This window comes from Ralstonia pickettii (assembly GCF_001699815.1).
In the GTDB taxonomy this organism is placed as follows: Bacteria; Pseudomonadota; Gammaproteobacteria; order Burkholderiales; family Burkholderiaceae; genus Ralstonia; species Ralstonia thomasii.
Window position 1 is genome coordinate 74,883 of sequence record NZ_MCGB01000057.1, and the last position, 22,709, is coordinate 97,591.

Annotated in this window: 19 protein-coding genes; 2 read left to right on the forward strand and 17 right to left on the reverse strand. The window is 62.9% G+C overall.

Annotation, left to right across the window (positions count from 1 at the left end; all coding sequences use genetic code 11):
* Nucleotides 1-2 precede the first annotated feature (2 nt).
* The 9 genes from phoU to BEK68_RS08240 all read right to left on the reverse strand — a co-directional run bounded on the left by phoU (nucleotide 3) and on the right by BEK68_RS08240 (nucleotide 9,940).
* Nucleotides 3-716, reverse strand: a complete 714-nt coding sequence (gene phoU / locus BEK68_RS08200) for a phosphate signaling complex protein PhoU (protein WP_004634240.1) — start codon at nucleotides 714-716, stop codon at nucleotides 3-5.
* A gap of 40 nt (nucleotides 717-756) precedes the next feature.
* On the reverse strand, nucleotides 757-1,548 hold the full coding sequence (gene pstB, locus BEK68_RS08205; RefSeq protein ID WP_004634243.1) for a phosphate ABC transporter ATP-binding protein PstB: 792 nt from the start codon (nucleotides 1,546-1,548) through the stop codon (nucleotides 757-759).
* Entirely contained in the window at nucleotides 1,545-2,429 is an 885-nt protein-coding gene (gene pstA, locus BEK68_RS08210) for a phosphate ABC transporter permease PstA (protein ID WP_009240891.1), read from the reverse strand. Before pstA ends, pstB begins: the two co-directional genes overlap by 4 nt.
* Nucleotides 2,430-2,467: 38 nt before the next feature.
* A complete protein-coding gene (gene pstC / locus BEK68_RS08215; RefSeq protein WP_009240892.1) occupies nucleotides 2,468-3,442 on the reverse strand; it encodes a phosphate ABC transporter permease PstC in 975 nt (324 codons plus the stop codon).
* A gap of 120 nt (nucleotides 3,443-3,562) precedes the next feature.
* Entirely contained in the window at nucleotides 3,563-4,594 is a 1,032-nt protein-coding gene (gene pstS, locus BEK68_RS08220; RefSeq protein WP_004634249.1) for a phosphate ABC transporter substrate-binding protein PstS, read from the reverse strand.
* A gap of 191 nt (nucleotides 4,595-4,785) precedes the next feature.
* Nucleotides 4,786-6,129 carry a phosphoglucosamine mutase gene (gene glmM / locus BEK68_RS08225; RefSeq protein WP_004634251.1) on the reverse strand — a complete coding sequence of 448 codons (1,344 nt, stop codon included), beginning with the start codon at nucleotides 6,127-6,129 and terminating at the stop codon, nucleotides 4,786-4,788.
* A gap of 109 nt (nucleotides 6,130-6,238) precedes the next feature.
* On the reverse strand, nucleotides 6,239-7,102 hold the full coding sequence (folP, locus tag BEK68_RS08230; protein WP_137910853.1) for a dihydropteroate synthase: 864 nt from the start codon (nucleotides 7,100-7,102) through the stop codon (nucleotides 6,239-6,241).
* Nucleotides 7,103-7,255: 153 nt separating this feature from the next.
* The gene (gene ftsH / locus BEK68_RS08235) at nucleotides 7,256-9,142 is read right to left on the reverse strand and encodes an ATP-dependent zinc metalloprotease FtsH (RefSeq protein WP_004634256.1); all 1,887 of its coding nucleotides are present in this window, start codon (nucleotides 9,140-9,142) and stop codon (nucleotides 7,256-7,258) included.
* A gap of 132 nt (nucleotides 9,143-9,274) precedes the next feature.
* The gene (locus tag BEK68_RS08240; RefSeq protein ID WP_012435950.1) at nucleotides 9,275-9,940 is read right to left on the reverse strand and encodes an RlmE family RNA methyltransferase; all 666 of its coding nucleotides are present in this window, start codon (nucleotides 9,938-9,940) and stop codon (nucleotides 9,275-9,277) included.
* Nucleotides 9,941-10,048: 108 nt separating this feature from the next.
* Here BEK68_RS08240 and BEK68_RS08245 point away from each other — a divergent pair, with 108 nt between their 5' ends.
* The gene (locus tag BEK68_RS08245; protein WP_004634261.1) at nucleotides 10,049-10,549 is read left to right on the forward strand and encodes a YhbY family RNA-binding protein; all 501 of its coding nucleotides are present in this window, start codon (nucleotides 10,049-10,051) and stop codon (nucleotides 10,547-10,549) included.
* 57 nt (nucleotides 10,550-10,606) lie between these two features.
* Here the strand turns inward: BEK68_RS08245 and BEK68_RS08250 are convergent, their stop codons facing one another.
* The 8 genes from BEK68_RS08250 to gloB form a co-directional block, all read right to left on the reverse strand.
* Nucleotides 10,607-11,074, reverse strand: a complete 468-nt coding sequence (locus BEK68_RS08250) for a DUF4149 domain-containing protein (RefSeq protein ID WP_012435951.1) — start codon at nucleotides 11,072-11,074, stop codon at nucleotides 10,607-10,609.
* 20 nt (nucleotides 11,075-11,094) lie between these two features.
* The gene (gene greA, locus BEK68_RS08255; RefSeq protein ID WP_004634264.1) at nucleotides 11,095-11,571 is read right to left on the reverse strand and encodes a transcription elongation factor GreA; all 477 of its coding nucleotides are present in this window, start codon (nucleotides 11,569-11,571) and stop codon (nucleotides 11,095-11,097) included.
* A 199-nt stretch (nucleotides 11,572-11,770) separates the two neighbouring features.
* The gene (carB, locus tag BEK68_RS08260; protein ID WP_004634266.1) at nucleotides 11,771-15,016 is read right to left on the reverse strand and encodes a carbamoyl-phosphate synthase large subunit; all 3,246 of its coding nucleotides are present in this window, start codon (nucleotides 15,014-15,016) and stop codon (nucleotides 11,771-11,773) included.
* A 16-nt stretch (nucleotides 15,017-15,032) separates the two neighbouring features.
* Nucleotides 15,033-15,707 carry a leucine efflux protein LeuE gene (gene leuE / locus BEK68_RS08265; protein ID WP_012435952.1) on the reverse strand — a complete coding sequence of 225 codons (675 nt, stop codon included), beginning with the start codon at nucleotides 15,705-15,707 and terminating at the stop codon, nucleotides 15,033-15,035.
* 21 nt (nucleotides 15,708-15,728) lie between these two features.
* Complete coding sequence (gene carA / locus BEK68_RS08270; protein ID WP_012435953.1) at nucleotides 15,729-16,865, reverse strand: glutamine-hydrolyzing carbamoyl-phosphate synthase small subunit; 1,137 nt, start codon at nucleotides 16,863-16,865, stop codon at nucleotides 15,729-15,731.
* A gap of 345 nt (nucleotides 16,866-17,210) precedes the next feature.
* Nucleotides 17,211-19,112 (reverse strand): propionate--CoA ligase, encoded by a 1,902-nt coding sequence (gene prpE / locus BEK68_RS08275; protein WP_012435954.1) that lies wholly within the window; start codon nucleotides 19,110-19,112, stop codon nucleotides 17,211-17,213.
* 144 nt (nucleotides 19,113-19,256) lie between these two features.
* On the reverse strand, nucleotides 19,257-20,807 hold the full coding sequence (locus BEK68_RS08280) for a transglycosylase SLT domain-containing protein (protein WP_012435955.1): 1,551 nt from the start codon (nucleotides 20,805-20,807) through the stop codon (nucleotides 19,257-19,259).
* A 138-nt stretch (nucleotides 20,808-20,945) separates the two neighbouring features.
* Entirely contained in the window at nucleotides 20,946-21,785 is an 840-nt protein-coding gene (gene gloB, locus BEK68_RS08285; RefSeq protein WP_012435956.1) for a hydroxyacylglutathione hydrolase, read from the reverse strand.
* Between gloB and BEK68_RS08290 the strand changes: the two genes are divergently transcribed.
* The gene (locus tag BEK68_RS08290) at nucleotides 21,784-22,689 is read left to right on the forward strand and encodes a class I SAM-dependent methyltransferase (protein ID WP_170816377.1); all 906 of its coding nucleotides are present in this window, start codon (nucleotides 21,784-21,786) and stop codon (nucleotides 22,687-22,689) included. The genes gloB and BEK68_RS08290 overlap by 2 nt on opposite strands.
* The last annotated feature ends 20 nt before the right edge of the window (nucleotides 22,690-22,709 follow it).

Sequence of the window (22,709 nt, forward strand, 5' to 3'; positions counted from 1 at the left end):
TCTTATTCGCCTTCGCCCAGGATCTCGCGCTCCAGCGCCTCGCGCCCGGCATGCCGGACGTCGGTTCCCTTGACGATGTAGATAATAAACTCGGCGATGTTCTTGGCATGATCGCCGATACGTTCGATGGCCTTGGCAATGAACAGCAGATCCAGCGCCACCGAAATCGTGCGCGGGTTCTCCATCATGTACGTGATGAGTTCGCGCATGAAGCCGCGGAATTCCTCATCGATGGCCTTGTCTTCCTGCAGGATCGATACGGCGGCAGTGATGTCCAGGCGCGCGAAGGCGTCGAGCGCGTGGCGCAGGATGGTTGCGGCCATCTCGCCCGAGCGTTCGACGCCAGCGTAGTTCAGCGCGTGTGCGGACGGGTCCTGCATGAGGCGTTTGGTGCGCTTCGCAATCTTCGCGGCCTCGTCGCCGGCGCGCTCCAGATTGGTGATGGTCTTCGAGATAGCCATGACCAGACGCAAGTCGCGGGCGGTCGGCTGGCGGCGCGCAATGATGTTGTTGCAGTCGCCGTCGATCTCGATCTCGAGCGCATTGATCTCCTGCTCCACCGCGAGCACCTGATCACACATCGCGGTGTCGAAGTTGGCCAGCGCGCGCATCGCGCGGGCAATCTGCGCTTCCACCAGACCGCCCATCTGCAGCACCTTGGTGCTGATCGAGGTCAGGTCGGTGTCAAACTGCGATGACAGATGTTTTTCAGACATCGGTTTCTCCTTGTCGCTTCAGCTTCAGCGTTGTTGCAGGTCAGCCGAAGCGGCCGGTAATGTAGTCTTCCGTTTCTTTGCGTTGCGGCTTGATGAAGATCTTTTCGGTATCACCGAACTCGATCAGCTCGCCCAGGTACATGTACGCCGTGTAGTCGGAGCAACGCGCCGCCTGTTGCATGTTATGCGTGACGATGACGACGGTGTAGTCGTCCTTCAGCTCGGCGATCAGCTCTTCGATCTTGCCCGTGGAGATCGGGTCCAGCGCCGAGCACGGCTCGTCCAGCAACAGCACTTCGGGGCGGATGGCAATACCGCGCGCGATGCACAGACGCTGCTGCTGACCGCCCGACAGTCCGTAGCCCGACTGGTTTAGCTTGTCCTTCACTTCGTTCCACAGTGCGGCCTTGGTCAGCGCCCATTCGACGCGGTCGTCCATCTCGGAGCGCGACAGACGCTCGAACAGCTTCACGCCGAAAGCAATGTTGTCGTAGATCGACATCGGAAACGGCGTCGGCTTCTGGAACACCATGCCGACCTTGGCGCGCAGCAGGGCGATATCCATGCGCGAGGTCAGCAGGTTCTCGCCGTCCATGTTGATCTGGCCTTCGGCACGCTGCTCCGGATACAGCGCGTACATCTTGTTGAACGTACGCAGCAGTGTCGACTTGCCGCAGCCCGACGGGCCGATGAAGGCCGTCACCTGCTTCTCCGGAATCTGCAGCGAGATGTTCTTCAGGGCGTGGAACTTGCCGTAGTAGAAGTTAAGGTCGCGAACATCGATCTTCGGGCTTTGCGTGCGCACTTCGAGGGACGTAGCGGTCATGGTCATTTCTTGGTGAACAAGGCACGCGCGAGGACGTTCAGCCCCAGCACACCCAGCGTAATCAGGAACACCCCGGCCCAGGCCAATTGCTGCCATTCGGGGAACGGGCTCATCGCAAACTTGAAGATGACGGTCGGCAGCGTGGCCACCGGCTGATTCAGATCCAGGCTCCAGAACTGGTTGTTCAGCGCGGTGAAGAGCAGCGGCGCGGTTTCGCCGGCAATGCGGGCCACAGCCAGCAGCACACCGGTAATCACGCCGGCGTACGACGCCTTCAGCGTAATCGACAGGATCATCTTCCACTTGGGCGTGCCGAGCGCCATGGCGGCTTCACGCATCGCGTTGGGCACCAGGTTGAGCATGTTCTCGGTCGTGCGAACCACGATCGGAATCTGCAGCAGCGCCAGCGCGATCACACCGGCAATGCCCGAGAAGTGCTGCACGCGCGCCACCACGACGGCGTACACGAACAGGCCGATCACGATGGACGGCGCCGACAGCAGAATGTCGTTGATGAAACGCGTGGCGCTCGCCAGCATCGACGTCTTGCCGTACTCGGCCAGATAGATGCCGGCCAGGATGCCCAGCGGCGTGCCGATCAGGGTGGCCATGCCCACCAGCAACAACGAACCTGCGATGGCGTTGGCGAGGCCGCCTCCCGGCGTGTCGGGCGCCGGCGTCATCTCCGTGAAGAGCGACATCGACAGGCCGCCCACACCCAGCGAGAGCGTGGTCCACAGAATCCAAGCCAGCCACACCAGGCCGAAAGCCATGGCGGCAAGCGACAGTGCCAGCGCAATCCCGTTGACGTTGCGGCGGCGCGCCTGCAGGTGGGCCTTGATCTTTTCAGAGTCGGCGCGGACGGCAGGGATGGAAGGCATACGCATGGTATTGGGTCTCATAGCGTCAGGCAGATCGTGTTGGTTCACTTCTGACCCTCGCTCTTCTGCAGGCGCAGAAGGAGCAGCTTGGAGGCCGCCAGCACGATGAACGTGATGACAAACAGGATCAAGCCCAGCTCCATGAGCGCCGCGGTATGCAGGCCCTGGCCCGCTTCCGCAAATTCATTGGCCAGCGCCGAGGTAATGCTGTTACCCGGCGAGAACAACGAGACATCTGCCAGCAGGTTGGTGTTGCCGATCACGAACGTCACGGCCATGGTCTCGCCGAGGGCGCGGCCCAGGCCCAGCATCACACCACCGATCACGCCCGCCTTGGTGTACGGCAGCACCACGTTCCACATGACTTCCCACGTCGTGCAGCCCACCCCGTAGGCGGATTCCTTGAGCAGCGTCGGCGTGACCTCGAACACGTCGCGCATCACCGCCGAGATGTACGGGATGATCATGATCGCCAGGATCACCCCGGCACACAGGAGGCCGATGCCGATCGGCGCGCCCTGAAACAGCGCCCCGACGACAGGGATCTTGCCGACGGTCGCGGCCAGCGGCTTTTGAAAGTATTCGCCAAAAATCGGCGCAAACACGAGCAGCCCCCACATGCCGTACACGATGGATGGCACTGCGGCGAGCAGCTCAATGGCGGTACCCAGCGGTCGGCGCAGCCAGGCCGGCGACAGCTCGGTCAAGAACAGGGCAATGCCGAAGCTCACAGGCACGGCAATGATGAGCGCGATCAGCGATGTGACCAGGGTGCCGTAGATGGGCACCAGCGCGCCATAGATGTCGGAGGGCGGATCCCACTCCGAATTCCACAGGAACGACAGGCCGAATTTCTGAATCGTGGGCCAGGAGCTGATGATGAGCGAGATGATGATACCGCCCAGCAGCAGCAGCGTAACGATTGCGGCAAGGCGGGTCATACCGCCGAACACCAGGTCGCCGAGGCGGCTGGGTGCTCGCATACGGGAAGCGCCGGAGGAATCAGAGAGCGTGGCCATGAGGGAAACCGGTCAGCCGTGAAAGAAGCTTTTGAAATGATGCGGGCGGCCGATTCGTACCGACCTCCCGCACCTAGTGCTGCATCTAGTTACGAGCCGTTATGCAGCAGGCAGCGGTCACTAGTTGTAGACAACCTTGCCCGATGCATCCTTCACGCTCGACTTCCACGTTGCGCGGATCTGGTTCTTCACAGCGTCCGGCAGCGGCACGTAGTCCAGGCTCTTGGCGGCGTCGTCACCACCCTTGTAGGCCCAGTCGAAGAACTTCATGACTTCAGCGCCCTGCTCCGGCTTGGCTTGCGTCTTGTGCAGCAGGATGAACGTGGCACCAGCGATCGGCCATGCGTCCTTACCCGGTTCGTCCGTCAGGATCTGGTAGTACGACTTGCTCCACTCGGCGCCGGCGGCTGCGGCCTTGAAGGCTTCTGCGGTCGGTTTCACCACGGCGCCCGCCTTGTTCTGCAGGTTCACGTACGTCATCTTGTTCTGCTTGGCGTAGGCGTACTCAACGTAGCCCACTGCGCCACCCAGACGCTGCACGAAAGCGGCCACGCCTTCGTTGCCCTTGCCACCCGTACCCGTCGGCCAGTTCACGGTCGTGCCTTCGCCGACCTTGCTCTTCCACTCGGCATTGACCTTCGACAGGTAGTTCGTGAAGATGAACGAAGTGCCCGAACCGTCAGCACGGCGCACCACCAGGATGTCCTGGTCCGGCAGCTTGGCCTTCGGGTTCAGCTTGGCGATGGCCGGATCGTTCCACTTCTTGATCTTGCCCAGGTAGATGTCACCCAGCAATTGGCCGTTCAGCGTCAGCTCGCCCGGCTTCACGCCCGGCAGGTTGATCACGGGCACCACGCCGCCGATCACAGTCGGGAACTGGATCAGGCCATCCTTGTTCAACTCTTCGTCCTTCAGCGGCATATCCGATGCGCCGAAGTCGACGGTCTTGGCGGTGATCTGCTTGATGCCGCCCGACGAACCGATACCTTGGTAGTTCACCTTGGTTTGGGTCGCCTTGTTGTAGTCGGCCGCCCACTTGTTGTAGACGGGTGCCGGGAACGTTGCGCCTGCGCCAGTGATGTCAACAGCGAATGCGGCACCAGCGAAAGCCAGCGCAGCCACGCCAGCGATTGCGGTTTTGACCAGTTTCATGAGTTCTCCAGAGGAGCGGTTGAGCGATGACAGATTTTTGACATCCGAACTTTAGGCCGCTCAAATGACAGTTCTGTGACAACACGAAAACTTCTCATAGCCGGCCTGCACGGCAGGAAAGTCGACCCCCACGCATAAAAAAAGCGGCCCGGAGGCCGCTTTTCGACATGTTTGCTTGATCTGGCAACAACTTACTGCAACGTCGCGGCAAGACGCTCCGCATGTTGGTTGGCCAGCTCAGCGTCCTGCGCTTCCACCATGACGCGCACGACCGGCTCCGTACCCGACGGACGAATCAGCACACGCCCCTTGCCATCCAACTCGGCCTCGCTCGTCTTGAGAGCCGCCTGCAAGCCCGCGTGCGATTTCCAGTCGAAACCCTTTTCGACCCGCACGTTGATAAGCTTTTGCGGGAACAGGCGCACGCCGTCGAGCATCTCGTCCAGCGTCTGGCCGCTGCGACGCAATGCTGCAAGCACCTGCAGCGCCGAAATGATGCCGTCGCCCGTGCTGTGCTTGTCCAGGCAGAGCAAGTGGCCCGAACCTTCGCCGCCGAGCAGCCAACCATTCTTCTTCAGTTCTTCCAGCACATAGCGATCGCCCACCTTGGCGCGCACGAACTCGACCCCCTGCGCCTTGAGTGCGAGTTCCACGGCAAGATTGGTCATGAGCGTACCGACCGCGCCCGGCACCGTCTGGCCCGCCGCACGGCGCGCCTGCACCATCACGTAGAGCAGCTCGTCGCCGTTGTAGAGGCGCCCATTGCGGTCCACCACCTGCAGGCGGTCGGCATCGCCATCAAAGGCCAGGCCAATGTCAGCCCCATGCTCGCGTGTAGCCTCAACCAACTTACCCGGCGCCGTCGCGCCATAGCCGTCGTTGATGTTGCGGCCATTCGGCTGGTTGCCGATCGATACCACGTCCGCACCCAGTTCGTGGAAGACGTGCGGTGCAATGTGATAGGCCGCGCCATGCGCGCTGTCCAGCACGACCTTCATACCGAACAGGTTCAGGTCGCTCGGGAATGTGCTCTTGCAGAATTCGATGTAGCGTCCAGCGGCATCCTCGATACGACGGGCACGGCCCAGCGCATCAGAGGCCGCGTACGCCATCGGCTTTTCCAGTTCGGCTTCGATCTGCAGCTCGGTTTCATCCGGCAGCTTGTCGCCGGTGGCCGAGAAGAACTTGATACCGTTGTCGTAATACGGGTTATGTGAAGCGGAAATCACCACACCCGCCGACAACCGCAGCGCACGCGTGAGATACGCCACGCCAGGCGTTGGCAGCGGCCCGCTCATCAACACGTCCACGCCGGCTGCTGTGAAGCCTGCTTCCAACGCGGCTTCCAGCATGTAGCCCGACAGGCGCGTGTCCTTGCCGATCAGCACGGTGGGACGGCCGTGACCATGCGCTTCCCCACCATGGGCCAACACACGGCCGGCTGCATAACCAAGGCGCAACACAAAATCCGGCGTGATCGGGCTTTCACCGACACGCCCACGAATGCCGTCGGTGCCGAAATACTTCCTGGACATTGGGAGTCTCTCCTGGAGAAATGTTTCTTTCTTTGTTTGTAAGGCGCTGGCCATCGCCGGGCAATCCTCTGTTCGCTTGACCCCCAGCCGCGTGAGGCTTGGGCGGCTATCAGGCCATTGGCGGATTTACGCGTTCATGACGCATGGCCCACCAGAGTTGAATTGCCTCCAAGGTCGGCTGCACGTCGTGCACACGCACGATGAACGCGCCCCGCTCCGCCGCCAGTAGCGCTGCCGCCACACTGACGGTCACACGTTCGGCTGGCGGTTTGCCGCCCAACACCGCGCCCAGCGTCGATTTGCGCGACAAACCGGCGAGCAGCGGCAAACCGATGCGCTGAAACTCCGCCAAGCGATTGAGCATGGTGAGGTTGTGATCCGGCGTCTTGCCAAAACCAAACCCCGGATCAAGGGAGACACGCTCGGCCGCCACGCCGGCAGCCATCAGCGCCTCCGTCTGCGTGCACAGGAAGGCCTCCACCTCGCCCATCAGGTCTACATAGCTGGGCGCTTCCTGCATCGTTTCGGGATCGCGCTGCATATGCATGACACACAGGCCCGCGTTGCCCTTTGCCACCGCCTCGATCGCGCCAGGCCGGCGAAAACCCCAGATATCGTTGATCAAATCGGCGCCCGCATCCAGCGTGGCCCGCATCACCTCGGGCTTGTAGGTATCGATCGACAGCGGCTTGCCGCATTCGCGTAGCGCCTCGACGATGGGCATCACCCGGTCCAACTCGGCTTGCAGGCTCAACGGCTCGGCGCCCGGCCGGCTCGACTCTCCACCGATGTCGATCATGTCGACGCCTTCGGTGATCAGCTGCTCGGCGTGGCGCAACGCTGCATCACGCGTGGCGTGCCGCCCGCCATCGGAGAACGAATCGGGCGTGACGTTGAGAATGCCCATGACAAGCGGACGGCGATCGCGTGGGTAACGGAAGCGTCCGCACTGGAAGTGCGTTGTGGTGGGAATGGAAGCGGACAAGATAGATCGATGGAAATGCTGTGCAGGACCGGAATGCTACGCCAGGCATGCCAGAATGCGCCAACAAAAAAAGAGCCGGTGCGCTTGCACCGGCTCTTTTGCGTCGCCGCCCGGGCGACAAACTAACGGACCATCAACACATTACGCCGTGGCAGGCACGTTGCCCGGGTTCACCCCAGCCGGCGTGCCGCCACCCGGCGGGGTGCTGCCACCGCCGGTCGAGCCGTAGCGCGGCGGGCGCGGTGGCTTGCCGTCCATGATGTCATTGACCTGATCGGCGTCGATGGTTTCCCACTCGAGCAGCGCCGCAGTCATGGCTTCCACCTTCTCACGATTCGCTTCCAGCAGCCCCTTGGCCAGGGCGTACTGCTCGTCCACGATGCGGCGGATTTCCGAATCCACCTTCTGCTGCGTCGCCTCGGACACCGTCTTCGATGCCATGCGGCCGAAGAAGCCATCCTGTTCCGTATCGACGTAGACCATGGTGCCGAGCGCGTCGCTCATGCCATAGCGCGTCACCATATCGCGGGCCATCTTGGTGGCGCGCTCGAAGTCGTTGGAGGCGCCGGTACTCATCGCACCCAGGAACACCTCTTCTGCAGCACGGCCACCGAACAGAATCGCGACCTCTTCAAGCATCGTATCCTTGTAGGCGTAGTGCTTGTCGTGCTCCGGCAGCTGCCAGGTTAGGCCGCCAGCCCAGCCGCGCGGCATGATCGTGACCTTGTGCACCGGGTCAGCCTTCGGCAGCAGCTTGGCAACCACCGCATGGCCCGACTCGTGGTACGCCGTAGCGCGGCGCTCCTCTTCGCGAATCACAGCCGACTTGCGCTCCGGACCCATGTAGATCTTGTCCTTCGCGTCTTCGAAGTCCTGCATGTCCACTACGCGCTTGTTACGGCGCGCAGCAAACAGCGCAGCTTCGTTGACCAGGTTGGCCAGATCGGCGCCCGAGAAGCCCGGCGTGCCACGCGCCAGCACCGATGCATCGACGTCGTTGCCGATCGGCACCTTGCGCATGTGCACCTTGAGAATCTGCTCGCGACCACGGATATCCGGCAGACCCACGTAGACCTGACGGTCGAAGCGGCCCGGACGCAGGAGTGCCTTGTCGAGCACGTCTGCACGGTTGGTTGCCGCGATCACGATGACGCCCGAGTTTGCCTCGAAGCCATCCATCTCGACCAGCATCTGGTTCAGGGTCTGCTCGCGCTCGTCGTTGCCGCCGCCCATGCCGGCGCCACGATGGCGGCCAACCGCATCAATTTCATCGATGAACACGATGCAGGGCGCCTGCTTCTTGGCGTTTTCGAACATGTCGCGCACGCGGGCCGCGCCCACGCCGACGAACATTTCAACGAAGTCCGAACCGGAAATGCTAAAGAACGGCACCTTGGCTTCACCAGCAATAGCGCGTGCGAGCAGCGTCTTGCCAGTACCCGGAGGGCCAACAAGCAGCACGCCGCGCGGGATGCGCCCGCCGAGCTTCTGGAATTTCTGCGGATCTTTCAGGAAGTCGACCAGTTCGACGACTTCTTCTTTCGATTCGTCACAGCCTGCCACGTCAGCAAACGTGACGCTGTTGTTGTTCTCATCAATCAACCGCGCCCGCGACTTGCCGAACGAGAAGGCACCGCCTTTCCCACCACCCTGCATCTGCCGCATCATGTAGAACCAGAACACGATGATCAGCAGCGTCGGACCGAGGTAGTAAAGGGCGGTAAGGAGCACACCTTGCTCTTCTTCCGCCTTACCGGTCACCTGCACGCCGTACTTCATCAGGTCGCCGACCATCCAGATGTCGCCCGGCGAGATGATCGAATACTTGTTGCCCTCGTTGGGCGTGACCAACAGCGTACGGCCTTGGACCTCGACGCGCTTGACCTTGCCGGCCTTCGCATCGTCCATGAATTGCGAGTACGTCACACCCTCCTGGGTGCGCGGCTTGTCGAACTGCTTGAAGACGGTGAACAGCACCAAGGCAATCACCAGCCAGATGGCCGCCTTCTGAAACCAGTTGTTATTCAAGGCGAGACTCCTTTAGAAATGCCTTGACGGGATGCTTGGCATTGTAATGCACGGACACCGCCGCGGGTTGATTGCCCGCAAGACCAACGAACCACCGTGCCAGCCGAGGGGCCCCTTTTTGAGTATCGTCCGTCAGCCCGGATGCTTGAGCTGGCGGCCCAACAAGAATGTCTCGGACGATTTGTCACGGGAGGCTTTCGGCTTGCGCGGCGCCACGATCTTGAAATGACGCTTGAACATCTCGACGATCTGACTATAGCCGCTGCCGTGGAAACATTTGATCAGCAGCGCGCCTTCAGGTTTCAGGTGCGCCATGGCAAATTCCACTGCCAGCTCGGCGATGTGCTCCATGCGCGCGGCGTCTGCCGACGCCACACCTGAGAGATTGGGGGCCATATCGGACAAAACAAGGTCCACTTTGCCGCCACCGCTGACTTCCAGCACGATTTCTTCCAGTTGCCGGAATACCTCGTCCTCGCGGAAGTCACCCTGGATGAAGGTAACGTCGGCGATGGCTTCCATCGGCAGGATGTCGATGGCGACGATCGCGCCGTCGATACGTCCATCCTTGGCGCGCGGCGAGGCCGCCAGCTTGTTGCGCACGTACTGGCTCCAACTGCCCGGCGCGGCACCCAGGTCAACGATGACCTGGCCCGGCTTGATCAACTTGTCCTGCTCGTCGATCTCTTTGAGCTTGTAGGCGGCACGTGCGCGATAGCCTTCGCGCTGCGCCAGCTTGACGTACGGATCGTTGATATGGTCGTGCAGCCACGACTGGTTAAACTTGTTCTTTGCCATCGAATTGGTTGCAATTTCGCCCGAATGTAGCGCCAAACATGGCGGCCAGGACTGGTTTTGGCGGATAATACGCGCCGTTTGTCTCTTTGCGCGATCCCGCGCTTATTTATGCCCGCCCTTATCCTCACCCCTGCCCAACGATCGGAACTGCGCTCCGAAGCGCACGCGTTGAACCCGGTCGTCATCATCGGTGCGGAGGGTCTGACCAAGGCCGTTCTGGCCGAAATCGACCGCTCGCTGGCGGCACACGGGCTGATCAAGATTCGCGTCTTCGGCGATGACCGCGAAGCACGCATCGAACTCTACGACACCATCTGCGCCCGCCTGCAAGCCGCCCCCGTACAGCACATCGGCAAGCTGCTGGTGATCTGGCGCGAAGGCCCGGCGTACCTGAAGGAAAACCAGCCGCGCGATCTCAAGCCGCCGCGCAAGACGACCGTGGGCGCCGGTCCGCGCTCGGTCACCGTGCGCAAGCCGAACCCGAACAGCGCACGCCGCCCGAAGCCCGTCCGCCTGAGCGTGCTCGGCAACGAACGTGTCACGGCCGGCGGCAACGTCAAGCGCGCCAAGCCGCGTCAAACCAGCCAGAAAAAGAAGGCGCTGTCCTGATCCAATTCGGGGCTGCACACAAAACGACCGGCTTTTCAGCCGGTCTTTTTTTGGCCTTCAGGCGGCTTGTCGAACATCGGCTGCCTTCCAGATCAGCGCCAACCCCAACAGACTCTGCAGCAGATAGAACACGCTCGATACACCGTGCAGCATGCCGAACTGTGCGCGGTAAGGCGAATCTCCCACCGCCATGCCGAGTGCATCGGCCTGTTCGCGCAGTGAAGCCATGAACGGCTGCAGGCCGAAATAACCCACCAGCACGCACAGCAGCATCGCCAGCACAAGCCAGCGCAGCCGGCGGTACCCGGCCTGACCGCGACGCACCAGCGCCGTGGCAGCGAGCAAAAGGAGACACCCTGTCGCCAGGCCGATCCACGCCTCCGCATGAAACAACCGGCCGGCAATCGAGCCGGCCAACTGGCGATCATCCAGCATCGCAAACAACGTCGGCGCGACGATGTAACCGATGGTCCAGAGCGAACCGCACCATACCGTGGCAAGCAACTGGAAGAAGCGCTGCGGCATGGCGGCTGTCTCGGATCGGGTTAGAGGTACTTGACGGCCAGGACTTCGTACTCGCGCTCGCCGCCCGGGGCGACCACGGTGGCGACGTCGCCTTCCAACTTGCCGATCAACGCACGGGCGATCGGCGAGCTGATCGAGATCTTGCCGATCTCGATATCGGCTTCGTCATCGCCGACGATCTGGTACGTAACAGGCTTGCCCGAATCCAGGTCTTCCAGGTCGATGGTGGCGCCAAAGACCACACGGCCTTCAGCATCGAGCGAAGCCGGATCGATGATCTGTGCAGCCGACAACTTGCTTTCGATTTCCTGGATGCGGCCTTCGATGAAGCCCTGGCGCTCCTTGGCGGCATCATAGTCGGCGTTTTCGGACAGATCGCCCTGGGCACGCGCCTCGGCGATAGCGTTGACGACGGCCGGACGCTCCTTGGTCTTCAGACGTTGGAGTTCGTCTTTCAGCATCTCGGCACCGCGCTTGGTAATCGGAATGGTGCTCATCGTAAGTCTTTCAGAATCACAAAAAAATCAGCCGCTGCGAAGCGGGAGGGCGCGTAGCGCACACCCGCCTGACGGCGGCTGTCGTTGTTTTGACACGGACGCTCTAGTTTAGGCGAACCGTCCGGAGGCGGCAACTGCCCCCTCTCCGGGCGGTCGCCGCGACGCTATGCCGCGTCGCGGGCCCTGACGATGGGCTTACTTACAGGGTCGCGTGCAGGCCCTGCAGGTCATACACATCGAGGTGCTGCATGTGCTTCAGACCTTCCACCGCGGCACGCGCACCGGCGATGGTCGTGTAGTACGTGACACGCTGCGCCAATGCAGCCTGGCGGATCGAGCGCGAGTCAGCGATTGCGGCACGCGTCTCGTCGACGGTCGTGAAGACGAGCGCGATCTCGCTGTTCTTGATCATGTCGACAATGTGCGGACGGCCGTCCTTCACCTTGTTCACCACGCGCACCGGAATGCCCGCAGCTTCAATGGCCGAGGCCGTACCGCGCGTTGCCACGATCGGGTAGCCCAGCGTATGCAGCGCACGGGCCACTTCCACGGCTTGCGGCTTGTCGCTGTCCTTGACCGTCATCAGCACGGTACCCTTCTCGGGCAGGCGCGAACCGGCAGCCAGCTGGCTCTTGAAGAGCGCCTCGCCAAAGGTCTTGCCAACGCCCATCACTTCGCCGGTGGAGCGCATTTCCGGTCCGAGCACCGGGTCGACCCCCGGGAACTTGTTGAACGGGAACACAGCCTCCTTGACGCTGTAGTACGCCGGCACGACTTCCGTCTCGACGCCTTGCGAATCCAGCGACTGGCCAGCCATGCAGCGAGCCGCAACCTTCGCCAGCGGAATACCGGTCGCCTTCGAAACGTACGGCACCGTACGCGAAGCACGCGGGTTCACTTCCAGCACGTAGACGATGTCTTCGCCGCCCTTCTGCTGGATCGCAAACTGCACGTTCATCAGGCCGACCACGTTCAGCGCCTTGGCCATCGCGGCGGTCTGGCGCTTGAGCTCGTCGACGGTCGCCTGCGACAGCGAGTACGGCGGCAGCGAACAAGCCGAGTCGCCCGAGTGCACGCCGGCCTGTTCGATGTGCTCCATCACGCCGCCGATGAACACGCGCTTGCCGTCGGAAAGGCAATCCACGTCGCATTCAATGGCATCGTTCAGGAATCGGTCGAGCAGCACGGGGCTGTCGTTCGACACCTTCACGGCTTCGCGCATGTAGCGCTCGAGGTCGCGCGGCTCGTGCACGATTTCCATCGCGCGGCCACCCAGCACGTACGACGGACGCACCACCAGCGGGTAGCCGATTTCTTCGGCCAGCTTGAGGGCTTCGTCTTCGGCACGCGCGGTGCGGTTGGGCGGCTGGCGCAGTCCCAGCGCGTGCAGCAGCTTCTGGAAGCGCTCACGGTCTTCGGCCGCGTCGATCATGTCCGGCGACGTGCCGATGATGGGCACGCCGTTGGCTTCCAGATCCAGCGCGAGCTTCAGCGGCGTCTGGCCGCCGTATTGCACGATCACGCCGACCGGCTTTTCCTTGTCAACGATTTCGAGCACGTCTTCCAGCGTCACCGGCTCGAAGTACAGGCGGTCGGACGTGTCGTAGTCCGTCGAGACGGTTTCCGGGTTGCAGTTGACCATGATGGTCTCGTACCCGTCTTCGCGCAGTGCCAGCGCGGCGTGCACGCAGCAGTAGTCGAACTCGATACCTTGGCCGATCCGGTTCGGGCCGCCGCCCAGGACCATGATCTTCTTGTTGCTGGTCGGCTCGGCTTCGCACTCGCCGTGCTCGGCTTCGTACGTGGAGTACAGGTATGCCGTGTTTGTCGCGAATTCAGCGGCGCACGTGTCGACACGTTTGTAGACCGGACGCACCTTCTCGGCGATACGCTTCTCGCGCACGGCCTTGGCTGTCGTCTTGGTGAGCTTGGCAAGGCGGCGGTCGGAGAAACCCTTCTGCTTGAGCAGACGCAGCTCGGCAGCCGACAGGCTTTCCAGCGTGCGGGACTTCACCAGTGCTTCCGTCTTGACGATGTCTTCGATCTGCGCCAGGAACCACGGATCAACGGACGTCTCGGCATAAACCTCGTCGATCGACAGGCCCAGGCGGAATGCGTCGCCCAGATACCAGATGCGATCCGGACCGGCTTCGCCGATCTCTTCGATGATCTCGTCGCGGTCGGTGGACTTTTCGTCCAGGCCGTCCACGCCGACTTCCAGGCCACGCAGCGCCTTCTGGAACGACTCCTGGAACGTCCGGCCCATGGCCATCACCTCACCGACCGACTTCATCTGCGTGGTCAGGTGGCTGTCGGCCTGCGGGAATTTCTCGAACGCGAAACGCGGCACCTTGGTGACCACGTAGTCGATCGACGGCTCGAACGACGCCGGCGTCGCGCCGCCGGTGATCTCGTTCTTCAGCTCGTCCAGCGTGTAGCCCACGGCCAGCTTGGCCGCGACCTTGGCGATCGGGAAACCGGTGGCCTTCGACGCCAGCGCCGACGAACGCGACACACGCGGGTTCATCTCGATCACGATCATCCGGCCATCCTGCGGATTGATCGAGAACTGCACGTTCGAGCCGCCGGTATCCACGCCGATCTCGCGCAACACAGCCAGCGAGGCGTTACGCAGGATCTGGTATTCCTTGTCGGTCAGGGTCTGCGCCGGGGCCACAGTGATGGAGTCACCGGTGTGGATGCCCATCGGGTCCAGGTTCTCGATCGAGCAGACGATGATGCAGTTGTCGGCCTTGTCGCGCACGACTTCCATCTCGTACTCCTTCCAGCCGAGCAGCGATTCTTCGATCAGCAGCTCGTTGGTCGGCGAGAGGTCGAGACCGCGCTTGCAGATCTCTTCGAATTCTTCGCGGTTGTAGGCGATGCCGCCGCCCGTGCCGCCCAGCGTGAACGACGGACGGATCACGATCGGGTAGCCGCTCGTGCCGGTTTCCTTGGCGATCTGCGACTGCACAGCCACGGCTTCGTCCATCGAATGCGCGATGCCCGATTTGGCCGAACCCAGACCGATCTTGGTCATCGCGTCCTTGAACTTCTGGCGGTCTTCCGCCTTGTCGATGGCCTCGGGCGATGCGCCGATCAGCTCGACGTTGTACTTCTTCAGCACGCCGTGGCGATGCAGGTCCAGCGCGCAGTTGAGCGCGGTCTGGCCGCCCATCGTCGGCAGGATCGCGTCGGGGCGCTCCTTGGCGATGATGCGCTCGACGACTTCCCAAGTGATCGGCTCGATGTAGGTCACGTCGGCCGTGTTGGGGTCGGTCATGATCGTGGCCGGGTTGCTGTTGACCAGGACCACCTTGAAGCCTTCTTCACGGAGCGCCTTGCAAGCCTGCGCGCCGGAGTAATCGAATTCACACGCCTGGCCGATGATGATCGGACCCGCGCCGATGATCAGGATGGTTTTGATATCTGTACGTTTTGGCATAACCCGCTCGATTCGATTAATTCAGTGTGGCCGTCGCCAGCTTGGCGGAAAAGCCGATAAACATGGCGCCGACGCCGCTGCTCATACCGGCAGACAAACGTCGTCGCGCGCGGAACGCCGCGGCCAGCCGCGCGCCCACGAAGATGATGGTGGTCAGGTACAGGAAGCTGCAGATCTGGCAGACCAGCCCCAGCACGACGAACGACACCGCCGGCAGCGCGTAGTGCGGATCGACGAACTGGATGAAGAACGAGATGAAGAACAGGATCGCCTTCGGGTTCAGCAGACTGATGATCAGCGCCTTCTTGAACGGGTGCGATTCATCGGCCGGAGCCGCGTCTTGTGCGACGGACTCGCCGGCCTTGCGCACACGCCAGTTGCGAACCGCGCCACGCAGCATCTGCAGGCCGATCCACGCCAGATACGCCGCGCCGATGTACTTCACGACGTAGAACAGCGCCGGACTCGCCTTCAACAGCGAAGCCACGCCCGCTGCCGACAACACCATCAGGATGGCATCACCCAGAAACACGCCGCACGCGCCCTGGTAGCCCGCGCGCACACCGCGGCGGGCCGCCACCGACAGCACGTACATCGAATTCGGCCCCGGCAGCAGCACGATGAAAATCGTGCCGAGCAGAAAGGTCCAGAACTCGGTGATGCCGAAGTGGGCGAGCATGAAGGCGTTCATGGCAGATGCGCTCTCGTTGCTTTACTGTTTGGCTGCGTCCATCGCCGCGGTGAAGCGGTCAAACAGATACGCGATGTCATGCGGACCGGGCGACGCTTCCGGGTGGCCCTGGAAGCAGAACGCCGGACGGTCGGTCAGCTCGAAGCCCTGCAGCGTGCCGTCGAACAGCGAGACGTGCGTCACGCGCGCGTTGGCCGGCAGCGATTCCGGGTCCACTGCAAAACCGTGGTTCTGCGAGGTGATGACCACGCGGCCGTCCTGCAGATCCTTGACCGGGTGATTCGCGCCGTGGTGGCCGGTCTTCATCTTGAGCGTCTTGGCACCGACAGCCAGGCCCATGATCTGGTGGCCCAGACAGATGCCGAACGTCGGCAGGCGACGCTCCAGGAACTCCCTGGTGGCGGCGATAGCGTAGTCGCACGGCTCCGGATCGCCGGGGCCGTTGGAAAGGAAGACGCCATCCGGGTTATGCGCCAGCACGTCGGCTGCGCTGGTTTGTGCCGGCACCACCGTCACGCGGCAGCCACGCTCGGCGAGCATGCGCAGGATGTTGAACTTGACGCCAAAGTCGTACGCGACCACGTGATACTTCGGGGCGTCCTGCTTGCCGTAGCCGCGGCCCAGCGCCCATTCGGTCTGGGTCCACTCGTACGGCTGGGTCACGGACACGACTTTCGCCAGATCCATGCCCGACAGGCCCGGGAACGAGCGCGCGAGGTCGATGGCCTTCTGCACGTTGTCTTCGCCCGCGAGAATGCAACCGTTCTGGGCGCCCTTCTCGCGCAGGATTCGGGTCAGCTTGCGCGTATCGATCCCGGCAATGGCGACAACTTTCTCGCCCTTGAGGTAATGCGAGAGCGTGTGCTCCTTGCGGAAGTTCGACGCCAGGATCGGGAGATCCTTGATGATGAGACCGGCGGCATGGACTTTCGTAGCTTCGACATCCTCACGGTTCACGCCAACGTTACCGATATGCGGATACGTGAGCGTGACGATCTGGCGCGAGTAGCTCGGATCGGTAAGGATTTCCTGATAGCCGGTGATTGCGGTGTTGAACACCACTTCGCCGATCGTATGACCGGCCGCACCGATGGAATAGCCACGAAAGACCGTGCCGTCTGCAAGCGCGAGAATGGCGGGCGGGAAAGACGGCAACACGGGTAGCTCCTGCTGGATTCACCCTGTGCCGACCTGATCACCTTGGCGCCGAAGCGGAATTCCGGCTATGCGGAATCCGGGCCGTTTGCGCGCCGAGAGTCGGGGCTGGGACAGAACTCACCAGAAATCACCGAGAAACGAGGCAGACGGGGCGGTAGGCGGGAGGTAGGAAGCGGTTGGCGCTAGGGTGATGGGTTTCTGAACTCAAACCCAACAAGTATACCCGGACACCGCAAAAAACTCAATGAAAGGAAGGACTTAACGGCGCGTGCCGCCCAATTTGTGACGTCCCGCCGTGCCCACGAGCCCGTGATCGAGCTGGCGAGAACGTCACTTTCTCATCATCTAGTCACCTCGCACGGCAGCCTGCACCTGAGCCAGCGCCGTGGGGTCTTCAATGGTCGTCAGATCTCCCGGGTCACGCCCTTCCGCTACGGCCTGCATCGCCCGGCGCAGCAGCTTTCCGGAGCGCGTCTTGGGCAGCGCCCCGACAAAGAACACGCGCGAGGGCCGTGCCACTGCCCCGAGCTGCACCTCGACTGTGCGCATCAACTCACCTTCGAGGGCCAGGCGCCCCGTCGGCTCGGCAATGCGCGAAGCGTCACGCACGATGGCAAACCCCATCGCCACCTGCCCTTTGAGCTGATCGGCCACGCCCACCACCGCCACCTCGGCGATGGCGGGATGCGACGACAGGCTTTCTTCGATCTCGCGGGTGCCCAGACGGTGGCCCGCCACGTTGATGACGTCGTCGGTGCGGCCGAGGATGGTCACGTAACCCTCCTCGTCGCGCACACCCCAGTCGAAGCTCGAATAGATGTGCCGGCCCGGGAACGCAGACCAGTATGTCTGCAGAAAGCGGGCATCGTCGCCCCAGACGGTCGTCATGCAGCCCGGCGGCAGCGGCGCGGCAACGGCGAGGAGCCCCTTCTCGCCGGGGGCGCAGGGTTCGCCGGTGGCCTCGTCCAGGATGTCGAGCTTGTAGCCATAGACCGGGAAACCCGGCGAGCCGAGCTTTTGCATGGAAGGCTCAACCCCTTGCGGAATGGCCAGCATCGGCCAGCCGGTCTCTGTCTGCCAGTAGTTGTCGACGATGGGCTTGTGCAGTGCCTCGCCGATCCAGCTTGCGGTGGGCTCGTCCAGCGGCTCGCCGGCAAGGAAGAGGCGGCGCAGGCTCGACAGATCATGTCGCTGCAGCAGCGCCGGATCCTGCTTTTTGAGTACGCGAATGGCGGTCGGTGCGGTAAACATCACGTTCACCCGATATTGCTCGACGATGCGCCACCAGACCGCACCGTCGGGACGGATTGGCGTGCCTTCGTACATGACCGTCGTCAGGCCCGCGAGCAGCGGCGCGTAGACGATGTAGCTGTGTCCCACCACCCAGCCCACGTCCGAAGCGGTGAACATCGTGTCGCCGGGCTGCGTACCGAAAATGAGCGGCATCGACGCCGCGAGCGCCACCGCATAGCCGCCGGTGTCGCGCTGGACACCTTTCGGTTTGCCCGTCGTACCGGAGGTGTAGAGGATGTACGAGGGCTCGCTGGATTCCATCCACTCGCACGGCACATCGGCATTCGCGTGCTGGGCGGCGAGCGTTGCGTAGTCGACATCGCGCGGGTTGTGCTGCATGGGCGCGAGTTGGCGATTGACGAGCAGCACGCGCTCGGGCTTGTGGGCCGCCAGCGCAATCGCGGCATCGAGCAACGGTTTGTACTCGACCACCTTGCCCGCTCGCGAGCCCGCATCGGCACTGACGATCACGCGCGGCGTAGCGTCGTCGATGCGCGTGGCGAGACTGTTGGACGCGAAACCGCCGAACACCACCGAATGGATCGCGCCGATGCGCGCACAGGCCAGCATCGCAAACGCGGCTTCAGGAATCATCGGCAGGTAAATCAGCACGCGGTCGCCCCGCCTCACGCCCAGGGCCTGCAGGCTCGCCGCCATGCGGTTGACCTCGCGATGGAGCTGGCGATACGTGTACGTGGCCTCCAGACCGGTTTCAGTGGAGACATACACGAGCGCCGCCTGCTCGCCACGCGTGGCGAGATGCCGGTCGACGGCGTTGTGGCACAGGTTGGTGCGTCCGCCCACGAACCACTTTGCGAATGGCAAGCGCGAATCGTCCAGGACGGCAGAATACGGCCCCTGCCATTCGATGCGCTGGGCCTGTTCGCCCCAGAAGCCAGCGGGGTCATCAATGGAGCGCTGATACAGCGCGCGGTACGCGGCGGACATGGGCATGATGTTGTCTCCTGGCCATCGTACGCGATGGCTCAATCTTGGTTGTGCTTGATGCACCTACTTTGCGATCGCCAACTTACGCGGGTCTTACCGCCGCCCCAAAACAAAACGGCGCCCCGCAGGACGCCGTTTCTGTTGCCAGTCTCAGCGCTTCTTGCGCTTGACCGAACTGGATGAAGTTGCCACCGGCTTCGCCTTGACCACCGGCTTGCCGGCCACCTTCGCAGTTGGCACGCGCGTGGTTGCCGCTGTGGCACGCGACGTTGTGGCCGATACGCGCATCACGCGCACATGCCCGCCACGACCGCCACCGTGCGCTTGCGGCAGCATCAGCACAACGCTGTGCCCCTTGGGAATGGCGTCGCCGGGGAGCTGGTTCCACGCACGAATCTGGGCAACCGACACGCCGTAGCGTCGCGACAGACCCGCAACCGTATCGCGCTTGCCTGCGCGCACGACCACCTTTCTCAGATCCGGCATGTCGGGTTCGACCGCCATGGTGGCGTTCTCGGCCAACTCCGGGCTGATGTCGGGAGCGTTTTCCTGGGCGCCGTCGGCACGCGGCACAACCACGGTGGAGCCGGCCTTCAGCCGCATGCCCTTCGGAATGCGGTTGATCTCGCGAATGGTGTCGGGGTCAACCTTCAGCCGGGCCGCCAATGCTTCGACGCGCTCGCGGTTGCCGACCGTCACGGCCGTCCAGCTGGAGAGGCCGCCTCGATAGGTGTTCAGGTTGTACTGGAAAGTTTCCGCGTTGTCGTACGGCAGCAGGATCTGCGGGTTCGACGCGCCCAGGATCACCGGCCGGTTGAACGACGGGTTCAGCGCCTTGAACTCATCCATTGGCAGATTGGCCAGCTTGGCAGCCAGCGTCACATCAATATCGCGTGAAGTCGTGACGGTGACGAAGTACGGATGGTTGGGAATTTCCGGCAGCGTGACGCCGTAGCGCTCCGGGTTGGCGATGATGTTCTTCACCGCCTGGAGCTTGGGCACGTACATGCGCGTCTCGGCGGGCATGTTTAGGTTGACGTAATCGGTCGACAGCCCCGCGGCCTGGTTGCGTGCAATCGCCCGCGCCACCGCGCCTTCACCCCAGTTGTAGGCGGCCAGCGCGAGTTGCCAGTCGCCAAACTGGTCGTGCAGCTTGGAAAGATAGTCGAGCGCGGCGTCGGTCGAGGCAAGCACATCGCGGCGCTCGTCCTGGAAGACGTTCTGCTTGAGGTTGTAGGTTCGGCCAGTGCTCGGGATGAACTGCCACATCCCGGCAGCCTTGGCAGTCGATACTGCCTGCGGGTTGAACGCACTTTCCACGAACGGCAGGAGCGCCAGCTCGGTGGGCATGTTGCGCCGCTCCAGCTCTTCGACGATGTGGTACAGGTAGCGGTTCGAGCGATCCACCATCCGGCGGAAGGCATCCGGGCGCTGCGCATACCAGTCAGTGCGGTCGTCCACAGCCGAGCTTTGCAGGTCGGGCATGGAGAAACCTTGGCGAATGCGCGCCCAGAGATCCTTGGCAGGCCCTTTCAGGGATGCCACGGGCTGCTGATCGACATTGACGACCGGCGCGGGGGCCTGGCCGGTGGCGGTGGAGGCGCTGGTGCTGGCTGTGTCGGCGTTCGGCCCGGGGGCCGTTGCACAGGCCGCAAGGAGCAGACTGAGCACAGTTGCCGCAAGAAGTCGCACGGATCGCATCAAGTTCTATGGGGTTAGGGCTAAAAATTGCCCCAGATAGTAAGAAACGCATCCGACCGCGTCAACCCGCGTTCACCCGGCGTGCCGCTTGCCCAATGCATCACATCTGGCCGCGTTATCGCCGCGCGCCGAGCGTTCTCAACGGAAATCGTTCTTCCACTGGCGCAACGCGGCGAATACGGCAACGGGGTCATCCGCGTCGATACCTGCATGGCGTGCCACGGCCTGCGTCACATTGGCGTCATCCGACCGCATGAAGGGATTGGTCGCCCGCTCATGTCCAACGGTCGTGGGTACAGTCGAGCGGCCCTCGGCCCGCAACGCCGCTACCTCATCCTCCCAGGCTGCCAAGTCGGCGTTGCCAGGTTCGACTGCACGCGCAAAACGCACATTCGATGCCGTGTATTCATGCGCGCAATAGACACGCGTATCGGGCGCCAGTGCCGCCAGCTTGGCCAGCGACGCGCGCATCTGCGCGGGCGTCCCTTCAAAAAGCCGGCCGCAACCGGTGGCGAAGAGTGTATCGCCACAAAACAGGCTCGCCGATGCGGCATTACCCTGAAGGCGCCCTACATAGGCAACGTGACCGCTGGTATGACCCGGCACATCGATCACCCGGAATGTGGCGGCTGGCTGCGTGAGCGTCACGACGTCGCCTTCGCGCACGGCCTGCGTGCGGCACGGGATCGATTCGTCCGCTGGGCCGATGACCTGCAGCGGCGCACCCTCGGGATTCTCCGGATACGCCGCGAGCAGTTCGCGCACCCCGCCGACGTGATCGCCATGATGATGTGTGATTACAATGGCACCGAGCGCGAGCCCGCGTTCCTTCAAGAAGCGCAGCACCGGTTGCGCGTCGCCCGGGTCGACGACAGCAGCCACACGGCCATCGTGCAGTGCCCAAATATAATTGTCGGTAAACGCAGCGATCGCCTCGACCTCAAGCGCTACGACGCGCGGCACACCACCCTGGACCATGTCCGACTCCTCTAACGATCGTCGCATTATAGATTGGCACCACTGGCTCGCTTCGCCGCCCGGGCAATATGTCCTGCGGTGGGAGCAGGCCCAGTTCGATCGCACGGTGGCCGACATGTTCGGCTATCACGCGCTGCAGCTAGGCCATCCTGGCTTTGGGGCGCTGCGCGAGAACCGCATCCCGCTGATTGCCCGCGTGGTGGACGACATCGACCCGACGGCCCCCACCGAAACGCTCGACCCGATGGATGGCGACCCCGCTGAATCCGCCGATGCGGCCGACGGAGAACCCGACACCAGCACGCCACCACGCCAAGCCACGCCCCGCGTGATCTGCCGCTATGACGAACTGCCCTTCGCTTCGCAGAGCATCGACCTCGTCGCCTTGCCCCACGTGCTGGAGTTCACTGACGATCCGCACGAAGTGCTGCGCGAAGTGGCGCGCGTGCTGATGCCCGAGGGGCGCCTGATCATCACCGGCTTCAACCCGCTGAGCCTGTGGGGCATGCGCCAGGGCATGCGGCGCCTGGGCACGGAATCGTTTCTCCCTGCACAGAGCCAGATGATTGCGTTCACGCGTCTGAAAGACTGGCTCAAGCTGCTCGGATTTGATATCGTGCGCGGCCGTTTCGGCTGCTACTGCCCGCCTAATCGCTCGGACAAATGGCTGCAGCGCACCGCCTTCATGGAAAAGGCCGGCGACCGTTGGTGGCCGATCTTCGGTGCGGTTTACATGCTGCAGGCGGTCAAGCGCGTGCGCTCCATGCGACTGGTCGGTCCGGCATGGAAGACGCGCAAATCGCCGGCGCTGGTGCCGGCCGGAACGCCGGTCGCGACGCCTTCGGGATCACATTCGACCAAGGCGCCATCGGCCACGGCGCGTGACGGCAAATCGGGCGCGTGAGCGCGACCCTTCCACTCACT

Coding starts and splice junctions, on each gene's coding strand:
- phoU (WP_004634240.1), bottom strand. CDS start 716: ATGTCTGAAAAACATCTGTCATCGCAGTTTGACACCGACCTGACCTCG.
- pstB (WP_004634243.1), bottom strand. CDS start 1,548: ATGACCATGACCGCTACGTCCCTCGAAGTGCGCACGCAAAGCCCGAAG.
- pstA (WP_009240891.1), bottom strand. CDS start 2,429: ATGCGTATGCCTTCCATCCCTGCCGTCCGCGCCGACTCTGAAAAGATC.
- pstC (WP_009240892.1), bottom strand. CDS start 3,442: ATGGCCACGCTCTCTGATTCCTCCGGCGCTTCCCGTATGCGAGCACCC.
- pstS (WP_004634249.1), bottom strand. CDS start 4,594: ATGAAACTGGTCAAAACCGCAATCGCTGGCGTGGCTGCGCTGGCTTTC.
- glmM (WP_004634251.1), bottom strand. CDS start 6,129: ATGTCCAGGAAGTATTTCGGCACCGACGGCATTCGTGGGCGTGTCGGT.
- BEK68_RS08240 (WP_012435950.1), bottom strand. CDS start 9,940: ATGGCAAAGAACAAGTTTAACCAGTCGTGGCTGCACGACCATATCAAC.
- BEK68_RS08245 (WP_004634261.1), top strand. CDS start 10,049: ATGCCCGCCCTTATCCTCACCCCTGCCCAACGATCGGAACTGCGCTCC.
- BEK68_RS08250 (WP_012435951.1), bottom strand. CDS start 11,074: ATGCCGCAGCGCTTCTTCCAGTTGCTTGCCACGGTATGGTGCGGTTCG.
- greA (WP_004634264.1), bottom strand. CDS start 11,571: ATGAGCACCATTCCGATTACCAAGCGCGGTGCCGAGATGCTGAAAGAC.
- carB (WP_004634266.1), bottom strand. CDS start 15,016: ATGCCAAAACGTACAGATATCAAAACCATCCTGATCATCGGCGCGGGT.
- leuE (WP_012435952.1), bottom strand. CDS start 15,707: ATGAACGCCTTCATGCTCGCCCACTTCGGCATCACCGAGTTCTGGACC.
- prpE (WP_012435954.1), bottom strand. CDS start 19,112: ATGCCCATGTCCGCCGCGTACCGCGCGCTGTATCAGCGCTCCATTGAT.
- BEK68_RS08280 (WP_012435955.1), bottom strand. CDS start 20,807: ATGCGATCCGTGCGACTTCTTGCGGCAACTGTGCTCAGTCTGCTCCTT.
- BEK68_RS08290 (WP_170816377.1), top strand. CDS start 21,784: ATGTCCGACTCCTCTAACGATCGTCGCATTATAGATTGGCACCACTGG.
- gloB (WP_012435956.1), bottom strand. CDS start 21,785: ATGGTCCAGGGTGGTGTGCCGCGCGTCGTAGCGCTTGAGGTCGAGGCG.